Source organism: Moraxella sp. CTOTU47915 (genome assembly GCF_031986685.1).
Lineage (GTDB): Bacteria > Pseudomonadota > Gammaproteobacteria > Pseudomonadales > Moraxellaceae > Faucicola > Faucicola tetraodonis.
The window spans coordinates 38508-53208 of sequence record NZ_DAMAAE010000010.1 but is presented as its reverse complement, the minus strand read 5'-3'; the positions used below and the strand labels follow the sequence as shown (position 1 = coordinate 53208).

Sequence of the window (14701 nt, the reverse complement as noted above, 5' to 3'; positions counted from 1 at the left end):
GTGGTTCACGATAATTGTTAACTTTCTAATGTTTTGACAGCAAATCCGCTAGTTTTCACTGCTGTGCGCAATTAGGGCAGTCACATAGTGATTTTGTGGTTGGGTGAAGATATTGTCTGTCGTATCATACGCTTGTGTTTCGCCATTTTTCAATACCAGTATCGTTTGGCACAATGCCTTAACCACCTGCAAATCATGGCTGATAAAAATATAGCTTAAACCAAATTTTGCTTGAATATCTCGCAATAACTTGACCATTGCCACTTGGGTGCTGCTATCAAGCGCCGATGTGGGCTCATCGAGTAACAAAATTTTGGGTTTCATCACCAACGCTCGCGCAAGTGCCACCCGCTGACGCTGGCCGCCTGAAAGCTCATGCGGATAACGGCTGACAAAATCTCGTGGCAACCGCACCGTGTCTAAGGCTGCTAATACCGCTTTTTCACGCTCCGTTTTTGCCATACCTTGAATGGTTAGCCCTTCTTCAATTATCTCAAACACACTAAACCGTGGATTGATACTGGCATATGGATCTTGAAATACCATTTGCATATCCGAGCGATACGGCAAAAAGGCTTTATTCGACAACGCTAAAACGTCCGTCATGTGAGCATTGGCTGACAGCAAAATCTGACCTTGCACCTTGATAGCATTAGCCAATAATTTGATGAGTGCCAAAGCCGTGGTGGTTTTGCCAGACCCCGACTCGCCCACTATACCCAAGGATTGCCCTTGAGTAAGGGTCAAATTTAACCCTTTGACCGCCTCAAACCATTGGGTGGTTTGACCCAATATATTGTTTTTTTGGGGGAAAGCAATGGTTAACGCTTTAACTTCCAAAACACTGGGTGAATTGTCAATGATGGGCAAACTTTGTCCAAAATCTTGATAAATCAATGAGCGAGTATAACTCTGCTGCGGATGGTCAAAAATCGCTTGGGTTGCCCCCTGCTCCATGACTTTGCCTTGTTGCATGACGATGAGATTGTCGCTGTAGCGTTTGACAAGGTTTAAATCATGGCTAATCAAAATCATCGCCATGCCGCGCTCGTGTTTTAGCCGATGCAGTAACCGCAAAATCTCATGGCGTAAAGTCACATCTAGGGCAGTGGTTGGCTCGTCTGCGATAATAATGTCAGGGTCTTGCGCGAGTACCATCGCTATCATGATACGCTGTCGTTGTCCACCCGACAGCTCGTGCGGATAGCGCGCAAGTTTGCTTTCAGGGTTGGCAATGTTGACTTGGGAAAGCAGCTCTAGGGTACGCTGTCGCCAGTGTTTTTTTGCCACGCCAGCCAGACTTAACGATTCAGCGATTTGTTTGCCCACCGTGTGCAAAGGATTTAAGGCGGTCATGGGCTCTTGAAAAATCATGCCGATGCGTTTGCCACGGATTTGGCGAAAGACATTTTGGTTTTGCTTTCTGCTTTTGGAATAGGTGCTTAGGCTATTTCTTTCAATCGGTAAACTGATTGCTTGGTCAGTTTGGCTGTCTGTTAAATACGCTTGTCCTGTGATACTTAGGCTATTTGGCAGTAGTCCGAGTAAAGCAAGGCTTGAGATGGATTTTCCCGAGCCTGATTCGCCAACGATGGCGAGCGTTTCGCCTGTGTGCAGGGTATAAGATAGGTTATCGACCAGCGTTTGGGTGGCGGATTTGATTGTTAGGTCTTTGACTTTGAGTAACTCGCTCATTTATCATTTCCTTGAATGGTCAAACTTTTATCCGTATGCACGAGCGTCCCCGCCACAAAACCTGAACTCATATTTTTATCCTTTTAACTATTTATTAAAATATGTATAATATTAAATAATCATACACAAAGGCGAAATGATATGCGAACTAACATCATAATAGATGACAATCTAATGCAACAGACCCTACAAGCCACAGGCATTAAAACTAAAAAAGAAGCCGTCGAACAAGGGCTAAAGCTACTCTTGCAAAAAAGCCAACAACAAAAAATCCGTGACTTACGGGGCAAACTGCACTGGGAAGGCGACTTAGCCGAAATGCGTAAAACAGGTGTTGAAGCGTGAACTTGCCTATCATCGCTGATACTAGCGTTTGGATAGACTATTTTAACGGTCATTCAACACCTCACACCGATTTTTTGGACACGCAACTTGAGGCAAGTAATGTGGCGATTTTTGATGTGATTTTGATGGAAATCTTGCAAGGTTTTCGCCTTGATACAGACTACAATCAAGCCAAAAATGCCCTTGATAGTTTATTATGTTACGATATTTTGAACCAACAAAATGCGATTAAATACGCTGATTATTACCGCCAATTACGCAAGCAAGGCATTACCATTCGTAAATCCAATGATGTGATGATTGCTAGTTTTTGCGTTGAATATCAATTACCCCTGTTATTTTGCGATAGGGATTTTATTCCGTTTACTCAGCATTTTGGGTTGATTTCTGCATTGAATTTTAGTTAGTTTAAGACTGCCGTGGGTCAAACGCATCTCTTAACGCTTCCCCAATAAAAATCAACAACGACAACACAATCGTCAAACTAAAAAACCCTGCCAAAGCGAGCCACGGTGAATCCAAATTATCTTTTCCCTGTGAGATTAGCTCCCCCAAAGATGGCGAACCTGCAGGCAAGCCATAGCCCAAATAATCAAGCGTGGTGAGTGCCGTGATATTTGCCGTCAAAATAAACGGCAACTGCGACAGACTCGACGACATCGCATTGGGCAAAATATGGCGAAACATAATTTTGGCATCTGACACCCCCATCGCTTTTGCTGACCGCACATAATCAAAATTTCTCGCTCGCAAAAACTCGGCACGCACCAGACCAACGAGCCCCATCCAGCCAAAGAGCAGCATCAAACCAAACAACACAAACACACTTGGGCTAAACAGACTGACCAAAATAATAATCATAAACAGCTGTGGTAGACCGCCCCACACTTCCATCAGCCGCTGACCCACCAAATCCGTCCAGCCGCCAAAATACCCTTGCACCGCCCCTACTGCAATGCCAATGATTGACCCTGCCACCGTCAACGCCAACCCGAATAATAGCGATACACGCAAACCATACAATACCCTCGCCAGCACATCTCGACCTTGGTCGTCGGTACCGAGCCAGTTTTGGGCATTGGGCAGCGCAGGAAAAGGCACCGAGCGCATGACACTTGGCGTTTGGTCGGCAAACGGTATCACAGGCTCAATCATGTAGCCATGTTGGTTGATTAGGTCTTTGACCACAGGGTCTTGGTAGTTGGCTTCGGTTTCAAACACACCGCCAAAGGTGGTTTCGGGGTAAGATTTGACGATGGGAAAATACCAGTGATTTTGGTAATTGACCAGCATCGGCTTGTCATTGGCGATAAGGTTTGCGCCCATGCAGGCAAGGAAAATCAGGCTAAACATAATGAGCGAAAAAAATCCCAACCGATTACGCCGAAAGCGGTGAATGCGGGCTTGCCAAACAGGATGTTTTATCAGCATTAGCGACCCTCAAAATCAATACGGGGATCAATGAGATGATAAGTCACATCACTTATCAACTGCAAAATCAGCCCCATCAAGGTAAAAATAAACAACGTGCCAAAAATCACCGGATAATCGCGTTGCCCAATCGCTTCAAACCCCAGTCGTCCCAAACCATCCAAATTAAAAATTACTTCAATCAAAAAATTGCCGGTAAAAAATATTCCTACAATTGCCGACGGCAAGCCTGCAATAATAATCATCATCGCATTGCGAAATACGTGACCGTATAGCACTTTTTTTTCGCTTAACCCTTTACTGCGAGCCGTCAGCACGTATTGTTTGTTTAATTCTTCCATAAAACTAAACTTGGTCAAATATGCGAGTCCCGCAAACCCGCCAATCGTGCTTGCGGTGATGGGTAATGCCAAATGCCAAAAATAATCTTTGATTTTGCCAAACGTGGACAGCTTATCAAAATTCTCACTCACCAAGCCTTGCAGCGGAAAAATCTGCCAATAACTCCCCCCTGCCAACATCACCAGTAACACCACCGCAAGCACAAACACAGGCACGGCATAACTCACAGCAAGCAGCAACGCGGTAGTTTTATCCATTAGTGAATTATGGCGTCTGGCTTTGGCAATCCCTAGCGGCACAGCGATTAAATAAATCAGTAGCGTACTCCAAAGTCCTAGTGAAATCGACACAGGCATTTTATCCAAAATCAGCTGTGACACCGGTTTGCCTTTAAAAAATGAGGTGCCAAAATCGCCCTTGGCATAGCTTGTCAACATGAGCCAAAACCGCTCGGGCGCGGATTTATCAAAGCCGTATTGTTTTTTGATAGCCTCGACCATGTCGGGCGATAAACCGCGACTGCCTTGATAAGTGGTCGTTGACAGTTGGGTTTGGGTTGAGCTGTGTTTTTGTTCTGCTTCAATTTGGGATATTTTTTGCTCGACAGGGCCTCCGGGAGCGGCTTGTACAATGATAAAATTGGTGAGCAAGATTAAAAACAAGGTGGGGATGATTAATAACAGCCGTTTAAGAATATATTTGCCCATGGTTACCCCTCATTGTTATCTCTCATTATTAGCCTTAATGGTTACCTTTAATTGTTGCCCTTAAAAGTTATTTTTTAGTTGACGTAAGGCTTTAAATATCTCAAACGGGCTGTCATCCTCAATGCCTGTCTGCGTTTGTACGGTGTTTATCATTTCATCACTGGGTGCAATCACTGCACGTATAAATGGATTGATGGCTTTTTCATCGGCTAATGAAGTTGGCAAAGTTGGCTTATTCTGACTGCGTAACTGGTTGTCGTGTTCAATCGCTTTCTGTATGGCAGGATTGTTTGGCTCAATAAACTGAGCAAATTTTAGATTGGATAGCGTATATTCATGGGCAGGATAAAATAGCGCTTCATCGTCATGTAACTGCGCAAAACGGTCAAAGCTTTCAAACAACGTCTCAATCGTGCCAGTGAAAACACGGCCACAACCTGCGCGAAATAGCGTATCTCCACAAAAAATATGCAGACGGTTATCAAGCGTCACTAAGTAAGCTAAATGATTTTCGGTATGCCCTGCCACCTGCCACACCTGCACAGGACTGCCCCAAGCGGTTAATTCGCGCCCTTCAGCGACAGGGATTAACTGTGTGGCATTGATTAATGGGTGAATATTGGCATGCGCAAAAATCTGTGCGTTTGGAAACGCATTTGCCAATGCTGTTACGCCGCCGATGTGGTCGCTGTGATGATGGGTCACCCATATTTGGGTGATGGTTAGATTTTCACGGTTGACAAATTCTATAACAGGCTCAGCATCGCCAGCATCGACAATAATCACTTCTTGTATTTCATCATTGATCATCGCCCAAATGTAGTTGTCAGTGAAGGCCGGGATTGGGTGGATTTTTAGCATTTTTTATTCCTAATTATTTTCCTAAATACTGCATGACTTGTGCTTGTTTATCTTTGTTCGCCCACCAATAATCGATGCCGATGGCATTGCTTGGCAGCGGCCCATGCTCATAAAATTTCCAATACGCCACATTGTCAGTATGCTTGCCATAAGTTGGCACGACATAATAGCCCGCCCGTAGCAGACGGTCTAATACTTTGCTGTATAGCACAATATCGTCACGATTCTTCGACACTATGAGCTTGGCAATCACCGCATCAATGGCTTTGTTTTTGATACCCGCTGAGTTTTGGTTGCCTTTTTCGTCTGCGGCTTGTGAGCCCCACATATAGGTTTGCTCGGCGCCAGGTGACAAACTTTGGGCAAACATATCGATAATCATGTCATAGTCGTATCTGCGAGTGCGCTCTAGGTACTGGGGGACATCGGCTTGGCGAAAGCTGGCATCAAACCCGAGTCGTCGCAGGTTACGTAAAAAAGGCAACACAATGCGCGCATTCTTGTCATCGGCGGATAAAAATTCCAGTTTGGCGGGCTGACCATTGGGCTGATATAGCTTCATATTTTGGTATTTGAAACCTGCTTGTAGCAGCAATTGACGCGCTTTTAATAAATTGTCTCGATTAAATCCATCGCCAGTTGATTTGGGGGCTTGCCAATCGCTTAAAACAGCCTGTGTTTGAATGGGCTCAAGGTCAGGTAATAGCGGATTGATAACCGCCAGCTCTTGGGGCGTTGGCATGCCGGTTGCGGCAAGCGCTGACCCATGAAAAAAGCTTTGCAAGCGTTCATACTGCCCATAAAACATGGTTTTATTGAGCCATTCAAAATCATACGCCAGTGTCATCGCTTGGCGCACCCGAATATCTTGAAAAATCGGTCGGCGCAAATTCATCACAATCGCTTGCATCGGTACGGGGTTGTTATTGGCGATTTGCGCTTTGGTGATCATGCCTGCTTTGACGGCAGGAAAGTTATAACCCGTCGACCATGTCCGCGCTTTGTTTTCGGCACGGAAAAAATATTCGCCGGATTTAAAGCCTTCAAATGCCACTTCGGGGTTTTGATAATACACATACTTAATTTGGTCAAAATTATACCGACCGACATTCACTACCACGCCCGCTTCAGGTTTGGCGCCCCAATAGTTGGGGTCACGCACATAGGTAATGGCGCGTCCTGCATCGATTGTGCCGACTTTATACGCGCCACTGCCCATCAGTGGCGTCAGTCCGACTTTATCAAAATAGCCATCAATCGATTTTTTTGACCAAATCGGCATTTGCGCGACGGTCAGTTTGATTTCTTGGTTGTCTTTAGATTTAAAAATAAATTTGACGGTTTGTCGATCTATCACTTGCGTTTCTTTGACATCCGATAAGTAGCTACGCATACTCATCACGCCTTTTGTGAGCAGTGCATCCATACTGGCTTTGACATCTTGCGCCGTCACAGGCGTGCCATCCCAAAAATAGGCTTTGGGGTTGATGTGATAAATAACCCAGCTTGGGTCATCTGGGTCATAAGTGACTTTATCCGCCAGTAGTGGGTACTGCACAAACGCTTCAGAGAGCGAACCTGTCATCAAACTTTCAAACAAATAATCGGTGCCGGTCACAGGCGTACCGACATCAATCCATTTATTAATGCTGTCAAAGGTGCCGATGGCAGATAGGCTCAACACACCGCCTTTGGGGGCGTTGGGATTGGCATACGGTAAATGAGAAACATTGGCAAATTGCGCGGTGCTGTTGTGAGCGATAGATGTGCCAGTGATGATAGTAGTATTGGCAGCGGACGCGACCACTAATAAGCCCAGCACCCAGTATTTTTTGCCGAATGTTTGGCGAGTGATTGCCCTCATCCAGTGGGCTGGTCTTATCATCCTGTCTTTTTTCACTTGCATCCCCATGACCCCTTCAACTATTTTTCAAAAACCCTTGGTATGGCTAGCTGTTATCCCTCATATGCCCCACACCCGCCAACTATAAAAAAGACTTAACAAGCATTTTAGCTGTTAAGTCTTAATGTAGCATGATTGTTAAATCTTTTTATACGCTAGTTTGTTCAAACTGCTGCATAAATTTGATTAACTTTTCAATGGTCGCCAAATCAATCGCGTTATAAATACTGGCGCGCATGCCGCCCACTGACCGGTGTCCTTTAAGATTTAAAAATCCTGCTTCGTCGGCTTTAGCTAAGAAGGTTTTATCAAGTTGACTATCTGCCAAGGTGAAGGGTACATTCATGATTGAGCGGTTGTCTTTGTTGACAGGGTTTTGATAAAAATCGCTTTGGTCGATAAATTCATACAGCTTTTGCGCTTTTAACAAATTTTGTTGATAGATTGCCTCGACACCCCCTTGCTCAAGCAACCATTCAAACACCAAACCTGCCAGATACCAAGAAAAAGTTGCGGGGGTATTGACCATCGAATCATTGTCGGCTTGGTTTTTATAGTCCAAGATACTTGGGCAAACCAAGTTGGCATGACCGATCAAATCATCACGGACAATCACAAGTGTCAAACCTGCAGGACCGATATTTTTTTGCGCACCTGCATAAATCAGTCCAAATTTTGATACATCTATTGGGCTAGATAGGATGCAAGATGACATATCCGCCACGATGGGTACATTGACCGCTGGCACATCAAACATCGCCAAGCCATTAATGGTCTCGTTGGGGCAATAATGGAAATAATCGGCGTTGTCATTAAGTTGCCAGCTATCACGTGGAGGGACAATAGTATAGTTGCTGTCTTTGGCAGAAGCGACGACATTGATTTTGCCTAGCCCCGCTTGCTCATAGCGTTTGGCTTCGCTGATGGCTTTTTTAGACCAAATGCCGGTGTCTAAATAATCAGCCTCCCCTTTGAGTAAATTCAATGGAATGGCTGAAAACTGCAAGCTTGCGCCACCTTGCAAAAATAGCACTTTATAATTGTCAGGAATGTTCATCAGCTTGCGCAAATCCTGCTCGGCTTTTGAGGCAATGCCCACAAATTCACTGCTACGGTGGCTCATCTCCATCACCGACATGCCTGAGCCCTGCCAATTTAACAATTCGGCTTGCGCTTTTTGCAGCACTGCAGTCGGCATAGATGCTGGGCCTGCACAAAAGTTAGCAACACGTTGATCAAAGCTGACACTCATAGCACGTTCCTTTTTATCGTGTGAAATGTTATCGTGTGAAATGACATAAAAAAATACTTTACCACAATATGGCTAGTCGATGAATCATAAAGATAAGTCATCAATCGGAGGCTTATTGGGTTTACCTTGATAGCAACTGCCAAAGTTGGCGTTTTAAGCGATAATCATCGAGCATATCTACCAGATACGGCAGACGCTGTATCGGTTGTTCATCTAGACAGTCAGGCAATGGTGTCAATGCCCCCACCTTGGGATTGCCTTGATTGATACGGTATAAAAACCCCGAAAATCCTGCAACTGCCATCGGGTAGCTGCTCATTAATTGCACCGTGGCTTTGGGTAAATGCTGGCTATCGGTGAGCAAGGGAAAGTTAAAAAAATGCACTGACGCTTTTAATCCACTGATGATTTGTTGCCATAACTGCTGTTGGCGGCTGTCCGTTTGCAAAAAATGACTGTCAACCACCAGTGTCCACTCACCCACGACTATCGCCTGCACATCAAAACTGGCAGTGAGCAATTCATCATTGAGCTGTTCATTATTGAACAGCTCATCACTCTGCCCTGCATCACTGTACCTATCATTATTTGGCGCAGGGTCGCTTTTTAAAGGTGAATCATGGGGTAAAGATAAATCGTTGGGTAAAGGTAAATCATGCGGGTGAAAATCTGCCAGACTCGTTGGGGGTAATTCTGCTACGCTCCCAACGGCATCATCCGCAATAACAGGATGATTGAAGTCTGGCGTTGTATCAATGGGCGCAAGTTCGCTCGTTAACCCAGTTTGAGCTGGTGGTAACTGCTGTGGCATGGCAGCAAGCGTCTCAACCGCTTGATAGGAAGAAACAACCTCAAAATCTTCTAGATTAGCAAACGTTTTGACAGGGCAATCTTGGCGCACCCAACGTGTAATACCCATCTGCGCCAGTATTTCGCTTTGCCAGGCATCGTACTGCTGCTCATCAAGGGTAAGGTCAGGCACAGTCATACCAATGTTAACTCAAGTTGAATGGGGCAACGCATTGTAGCAACCTTATAGCAACCAAATACCCCTATTAAAAAATTATACAATCGGGGTGAGCGGCATAGTGACATCTGCATTTTGCCCACGATGACGCAGATAATGGTCTAACAGCACAATGGCAAGCATGGCTTCTGCTATCGGCGTAGCACGCACACCGACACAAGGGTCATGGCGCCCTTTGGTTAGCATCTCTACGGCATTGCCGTGAACATCAATGCTTTGACCCGGCGTGGTGATACTGGCAGTAGGTTTTAGCGCAATACTTACTACAATCGTCTGACCCGATGAAATCCCCCCTAAAATTCCCCCGGCATGGTTGGCATTAAAGCCGTCCAAGGTTAACTCGTCGCGAGATTCATGCCCAAACTGTCCCGCCACTGCCATGCCATCGCCAATTTCAACGCCTTTGACCGCATTGATGCTCATCATCGCATGCGCGATATCCGCATCAAGTCTGTCAAACACAGGCTCACCCAATCCCACAGGCACACCCGATGCCAATATGGTAAGCTTTGCGCCACAACTTGTCCCTTGCTCACGGCATTGGGTAATCAGCTGCTCAAACTTTGGCAAGGCATCTATATCCGCACAAAAAAATGGGTTGCTGTTGACAAATTCCCAATCAATCATATTTTCAGGTATTTGTTTGGCAACCACATCACCAATCTGGGTCACATAACCGCGAACTTCTACCCCTAGCCGTTGTTTCAAATATTTCTTGGCAATCGCGCCCGCTGCCACTCGCATTGCCGTTTCGCGCGCTGATGAGCGACCACCGCCACGATAATCGCGAAACCCATATTTCATGCTATAAGTATAATCGGCATGGTTGGGACGAAAGGTGTCTTTAATATCGCTATAATCTTTGGATTTTTGGTTGGTATTGCGAATCAAAAGCCCGATAGACGTACCTGTCGTTTTACCCTCAAACACGCCAGAGATAATTTCAACTGCATCGTCTTCACGGCGCTGGGTCGCAAATTTTGAGGTACCAGGCTTGCGGCGATCCAGGTCTATTTGCAGATCTGCTTCGGTTAAAGGCAACCCTGGTGGCACACCGTCAACGATTGCCATAAGTCCTGCGCCATGTGATTCGCCACAGGTGGTGACGGTAAAAACTTGCCCGATGGTATTGCCTGCCATTTACGCTCCGCTTACTATTTCATGAATGCTTGCAAATAAAATCATGGATTTGTTACACACTGTTCATATATTGTTTTTTTAGCCATTATCTAACTCGTTAAATCCTCAAGCCTAATCAACCAGTTAAAGATAGCAACCCTAAACGACTGCCTATTGAGATACACTCACATACTGCTCAAAATATGCCCGATTTTCCATCAATTCATCATAATCCATGGCAAAAATCCCATGCCCGCCATGTGCAAAGGTTAACCAATCAAACTGAATTTCAGGATAGGCTTGGCGCAGTGCCCATTCACTATCCCCCACCTCGCACACCAGCAAGCCGTCACGAGTCAGATAATCTGGGGCGTTGTATAAAATATGATGCACCAAATCCAAGCCATCTTGTCCCGCTGCCAATGCATGGTCTGGCTCATGCAAGAACTCGGGTGGTAAATCTGCCATCGTCGCCGCATCAACATACGGCGGGTTGGTCACAATCAAATCATATTGATTTTCTGCAGGCACTTTTTCAAATAAGTTTGACTCAATCAAATTGACTTGATGGTTCATATGGTGATGTTCCACATTGACCGCTGCCACTTCTAGCGCGTTTTTATCGATATCACTGGCATCGACCATTGCATCAGGGAAACGGCTTGCCAAGGCAATGGCAATACAGCCTGACCCTGTACACAAATCGAGCATACGCTCTGGTTGTGCTAACTGCTTATCATACAATCCGTGGTCATGAAATTTTTTGTCATTAGTAGTGCCACTGATTTTTTCAACCAAATCATTGGGCTCAAAATACGGATAAAACTGCTGACGAATCAGCTCAGCAATTGGCGAGCGTGGAATCAATACCCGCTCATCCACATAAAATGGCAAATCGCAAAAATAAGATAAATTAATTAAATAGCTCAAAGGCTTACGTTCTACGATACGGCGCTGCAACAATGTCAACACTTCTGATTTTTCGCTATTGGTCAGGCGACAATCTAAAATTTGCTCATCGGCAGACCAATCAAGCGACAAGGTTTGTAGCACAATGGCAGAAGCTTCAGCAAACTCATCTGTGGTACCTTGCGCGACTACCACATCATGCTCGCGTAATTTACTGACCCCAAAACGGATAAAATCGCGAATCGTTTTTAGGGTTTGGTGTGCTTCAGCAAACTCTTGTTGCATGGTGTCAAAGATGTCATCTGATTCGCTTTCTTCATCCATATCAAGTGTTTGCAAATCGATTTGCAAATCATCAAGGTTTTGTAAATCTTGATTTTGGTCAAAAGATGGCGTGTGAGAAACATTGGCTGATGCAAATGGCGATGATGACATAGTGGTTAACCTAAAAAATTTTGAATTAAAATTATAATATACTTTGATTTTTTTACAAATTATTTAACGAGCTAAAGTCATTTAACAAGCTAAAAGGTCGCAGATTTGTACAATTCAATTTTTCATCATCGAGCTGTTCAATAAACATGGTAAAAATAAATGTTGCGCGCAGGTCTAAATGTTTCAAACCCTTTTTTAGGTTAACCTTGCTATAAAAATACCGCTTGGTTAAAAAATTTTACCATTGTCTATGGCGCGATTTGTTAATGTTAGACTTAAAGCATGTAAATTCGCCTATGGGACAATTTATCTATACAACATTTTAACGGCGTAAAAATTAAGTGTGCAGCGAATTTTCATGGCGCAAGGTTATTAAACGCTTTGGCAAACGCTACTTAGACTTAAATTGCTGTGCTGCCAACAAATGAGCCATTGCCCGAAAAGTTGGTTTTTATAGTATAATTGCTGCCAATTTATGCTTTTATTGTACGTTATTTATATTGTCCCTTATTTTTATTTGTTATTGCCGATTATTGAGTCAATCTATGAAAAAATTTGTACTGTCTACCCTAGCTTGTCTGATTGCCAATCAAGCATTTGCATCCACCAACACGGTCTCAGACACCACTACCGCCAAAACGGCACCCGCCACCAAAGCTGTGACCAAAACAACGACAACGACTAAAACTGCCACAACTAAAACTGCCACAACTAAAGCGGCCAGCGCCTCTACCGCAGCTGCGACTGCTAAAGAAACTACTACCGATAGTAAAACGGCTAAAAAATCGCAAAGCAAAGCCGCAACCACTACTGCTAAAAAACCGCAAACAGCCAAGCCCGCAGCTAGCGTCACACAATCTTCTACTACCCCCAAAGGCGCATCGGCTGCTGCGGCAACTGCGGTAAAACCAACGGCAACTTCAACCGATATTCCCTTGACGCCAGTCCCAGCCACCACCACGGCATTAGGCATTAAAGATGATGCCAACCAAACCGGTATTGATAATGACTATACCTCGGGTGCAGGTGTCGCAGGCGCGAGCTCTGAAGAAGTCAACAATACTACGACGGCTGCGCCAACTTTTGACCCGACGACGGTAGGTAACAATAAAACAGCAACGACACCTGCCAGTTTTTCTACCCTAAATTTGTCTGACTACGCACAGCTAGTCAATAGTGCCGACTGGAAACCTGGTCAAAATGTTAACTCAGCAACGACCTTAAAACTTCAAGCCTTGTTAGATTGGAATCATGCTTCACCGGGTCCAATTGATGGCGGTTGGGGTATGAATGCCAAAAAAGCGCTCAAAAATTTCCAAGCCATGCATGGACTACCCCAAGATGGCCGTATGAGCGCGGAAGTTTGGAAACTGTTAAATGAAAAAATTCCTGCCAATCAGCCTGTGTTGGTCGGTTATACCTTGACGCAAGAAGATATTAAAGGTCCGTATCAGCCAACACCGAGTGGTAGTGAAGCCAAATCTAAAATGAAAGGTCTATACTATCAAGACGTCCAAGAAATGTTGGCTGAACGTTTCCACATGGATATTCGCTATCTTAAAAAGCTTAATAGCGATAAAAAATTCACCGTGGGTGAAACCATCACCGTCTTTAACCCAGGCGCGCCGCTCAATGAGAAAATCACCCGTTTGGTTGCCAAAAAAGCCGACAATATCTTATACGCTTATAATGGCGATAGATTAATTGCCACTTATCCTACCACGGTCGGTAGTAGTGATACACCGTCTCCTACGGGTACCTTTAGTATTGTCAATCGTGTTAAAAACCCTTGGTACCGCGCCAGTAGCGGTGAAGGCAAAGATAAAAAAGTGTTTATGTTGCCGCCAGGACCCAAAAGTCCAGTCGGTGTGGTATGGATGGGACTGAGTAAACCCTCATACGGGATTCATGGCTCGCCCGTTCCTGAAGGCATTAGCCGTCAAGCCTCGCACGGCTGTGTTCGCTTAACCAACTGGGATGTGCTTGAAGTGTATGCCAATGTTGATACAGGCACTAAGGTAGATTTACAGTAGCTGTTGAGCCACAGCGTTTAGCACCACAGTTTAGCGTGAGTGCTATACTCTTTTAACCTTATTAACCATAAAAAAACCGCTTAACTATTATTAGTTAAGCGGTTTTCTCAGTTAAACGGTTTTTGCTATGTATTAATTATCTAGTGAGCTGCTGCATTATCAAAGCGCCATTTATGCTATGACAGTCAAGGTGTGACAGGGGTTTTATTCATACCCAAACTTTGTAGTTTTTTTACCACTACCCAAGCAATCGGAATCGACAACACCAGCCCTATAATGGCTGCCGTTACAATGTGTGGCGCCTCATCAAAACCGGTCACCAACGCAATGGTCATTAAAACACCGATAGTCACACCAGAAGCGATTGTAAAAATTGCGCTAAATAATTGCCAGTTCATAACAACTCCTTATCATTGCGTAAATAGATGTATTTGTTAGGTATAGTTATAGTCCAATTCCACACTCAAAACAAGGAAAAAAAAGATTAAACAAATGCGCAACCTAAAACAATTGGTTATCAATCCCACATTTTTAGTAAGGTTTAATTTGAATCAAATCTATCGAAAAATCCAAAAAATCCGTGTTTTTTTCCGATTAATATCACTGAGGTCGAGGAATTTAATTGGCTTTATAAACATTGAT

At 44.5% G+C, this 14701-nt stretch carries 13 protein-coding genes; 3 read left to right on the top strand and 10 right to left on the bottom strand.

Annotated elements, in window-relative coordinates; all coding sequences use genetic code 11:
• Positions 1-48 precede the first annotated feature (48 nt).
• Positions 49-1695 carry an ATP-binding cassette domain-containing protein gene (locus RTL34_RS08960; protein ID WP_312116323.1) on the bottom strand — a complete coding sequence of 549 codons (1647 nt, stop codon included), beginning with the start codon at positions 1693-1695 and terminating at the stop codon, positions 49-51.
• A gap of 141 nt (positions 1696-1836) precedes the next feature.
• On the opposite strand from RTL34_RS08960, the gene RTL34_RS08955 reads away from it, so the two are divergent.
• Both RTL34_RS08955 and vapC read left to right on the top strand, forming a co-directional pair.
• Positions 1837-2040, top strand: a complete 204-nt coding sequence (locus RTL34_RS08955; protein WP_040403039.1) for a type II toxin-antitoxin system VapB family antitoxin — start codon at positions 1837-1839, stop codon at positions 2038-2040.
• Positions 2037-2447 carry a type II toxin-antitoxin system VapC family toxin gene (vapC, locus tag RTL34_RS08950; RefSeq protein WP_172823564.1) on the top strand — a complete coding sequence of 137 codons (411 nt, stop codon included), beginning with the start codon at positions 2037-2039 and terminating at the stop codon, positions 2445-2447. The genes RTL34_RS08955 and vapC overlap by 4 nt, the downstream gene beginning before the upstream one ends.
• Position 2448: 1 nt before the next feature.
• Here the strand turns inward: vapC and RTL34_RS08945 are convergent, their stop codons facing one another.
• The 8 genes from RTL34_RS08945 to prmB form a co-directional block, all read right to left on the bottom strand.
• Complete coding sequence (locus RTL34_RS08945; protein ID WP_312116319.1) at positions 2449-3471, bottom strand: ABC transporter permease; 1023 nt, start codon at positions 3469-3471, stop codon at positions 2449-2451.
• Positions 3471-4520 carry a microcin C ABC transporter permease YejB gene (gene yejB / locus RTL34_RS08940; protein WP_160001464.1) on the bottom strand — a complete coding sequence of 350 codons (1050 nt, stop codon included), beginning with the start codon at positions 4518-4520 and terminating at the stop codon, positions 3471-3473. Before yejB ends, RTL34_RS08945 begins: the two co-directional genes overlap by 1 nt.
• 60 nt (positions 4521-4580) lie before the next feature.
• A complete protein-coding gene (gene gloB / locus RTL34_RS08935) occupies positions 4581-5381 on the bottom strand; it encodes a hydroxyacylglutathione hydrolase (RefSeq protein ID WP_312116316.1) in 801 nt (266 codons plus the stop codon).
• 13 nt (positions 5382-5394) lie between these two features.
• On the bottom strand, positions 5395-7266 hold the full coding sequence (locus tag RTL34_RS08930; RefSeq protein WP_312116314.1) for an extracellular solute-binding protein: 1872 nt from the start codon (positions 7264-7266) through the stop codon (positions 5395-5397).
• Positions 7267-7432: 166 nt separating this feature from the next.
• Positions 7433-8536, bottom strand: a complete 1104-nt coding sequence (gene serC, locus RTL34_RS08925; RefSeq protein WP_312116312.1) for a 3-phosphoserine/phosphohydroxythreonine transaminase — start codon at positions 8534-8536, stop codon at positions 7433-7435.
• Positions 8537-8657: 121 nt separating this feature from the next.
• Positions 8658-9524, bottom strand: a complete 867-nt coding sequence (locus tag RTL34_RS08920; protein WP_312116311.1) for a hypothetical protein — start codon at positions 9522-9524, stop codon at positions 8658-8660.
• Between the two features lie 75 nt (positions 9525-9599).
• Entirely contained in the window at positions 9600-10703 is a 1104-nt protein-coding gene (aroC, locus tag RTL34_RS08915) for a chorismate synthase (protein ID WP_312116309.1), read from the bottom strand.
• Positions 10704-10853: 150 nt separating this feature from the next.
• Positions 10854-11876: a 50S ribosomal protein L3 N(5)-glutamine methyltransferase gene (prmB, locus tag RTL34_RS08910; RefSeq protein ID WP_409455453.1), complete on the bottom strand. Its 1023-nt coding sequence runs from the start codon at positions 11874-11876 to the stop codon at positions 10854-10856.
• Between the two features lie 695 nt (positions 11877-12571).
• Between prmB and RTL34_RS08905 the strand changes: the two genes are divergently transcribed.
• Positions 12572-14059: a L,D-transpeptidase family protein gene (locus tag RTL34_RS08905; RefSeq protein ID WP_312116307.1), complete on the top strand. Its 1488-nt coding sequence runs from the start codon at positions 12572-12574 to the stop codon at positions 14057-14059.
• A 185-nt stretch (positions 14060-14244) separates the two neighbouring features.
• On the opposite strand, the gene RTL34_RS08900 is transcribed toward RTL34_RS08905, so the two are convergent.
• Positions 14245-14457 carry a hypothetical protein gene (locus tag RTL34_RS08900; protein ID WP_312116305.1) on the bottom strand — a complete coding sequence of 71 codons (213 nt, stop codon included), beginning with the start codon at positions 14455-14457 and terminating at the stop codon, positions 14245-14247.
• Positions 14458-14701 lie beyond the last annotated feature (244 nt).

Excerpts from the sequence above, each read along its gene's own strand:
- prmB (WP_409455453.1), bottom strand. The coding sequence starts at position 11,876 with ATGCAACAAGAGTTTGCTGAAGCACACCAAACCCTAAAAACGATTCGC.
- RTL34_RS08930 (WP_312116314.1), bottom strand. The coding sequence starts at position 7,266 with ATGATAAGACCAGCCCACTGGATGAGGGCAATCACTCGCCAAACATTC.
- RTL34_RS08920 (WP_312116311.1), bottom strand. The coding sequence starts at position 9,524 with ATGACTGTGCCTGACCTTACCCTTGATGAGCAGCAGTACGATGCCTGG.
- aroC (WP_312116309.1), bottom strand. The coding sequence starts at position 10,703 with ATGGCAGGCAATACCATCGGGCAAGTTTTTACCGTCACCACCTGTGGC.
- RTL34_RS08945 (WP_312116319.1), bottom strand. The coding sequence starts at position 3,471 with ATGCTGATAAAACATCCTGTTTGGCAAGCCCGCATTCACCGCTTTCGG.
- RTL34_RS08900 (WP_312116305.1), bottom strand. The coding sequence starts at position 14,457 with ATGAACTGGCAATTATTTAGCGCAATTTTTACAATCGCTTCTGGTGTG.
- gloB (WP_312116316.1), bottom strand. The coding sequence starts at position 5,381 with ATGCTAAAAATCCACCCAATCCCGGCCTTCACTGACAACTACATTTGG.
- RTL34_RS08960 (WP_312116323.1), bottom strand. The coding sequence starts at position 1,695 with ATGAGCGAGTTACTCAAAGTCAAAGACCTAACAATCAAATCCGCCACC.
- RTL34_RS08955 (WP_040403039.1), top strand. The coding sequence starts at position 1,837 with ATGCGAACTAACATCATAATAGATGACAATCTAATGCAACAGACCCTA.
- yejB (WP_160001464.1), bottom strand. The coding sequence starts at position 4,520 with ATGGGCAAATATATTCTTAAACGGCTGTTATTAATCATCCCCACCTTG.
- RTL34_RS08905 (WP_312116307.1), top strand. The coding sequence starts at position 12,572 with ATGAAAAAATTTGTACTGTCTACCCTAGCTTGTCTGATTGCCAATCAA.
- serC (WP_312116312.1), bottom strand. The coding sequence starts at position 8,536 with ATGAGTGTCAGCTTTGATCAACGTGTTGCTAACTTTTGTGCAGGCCCA.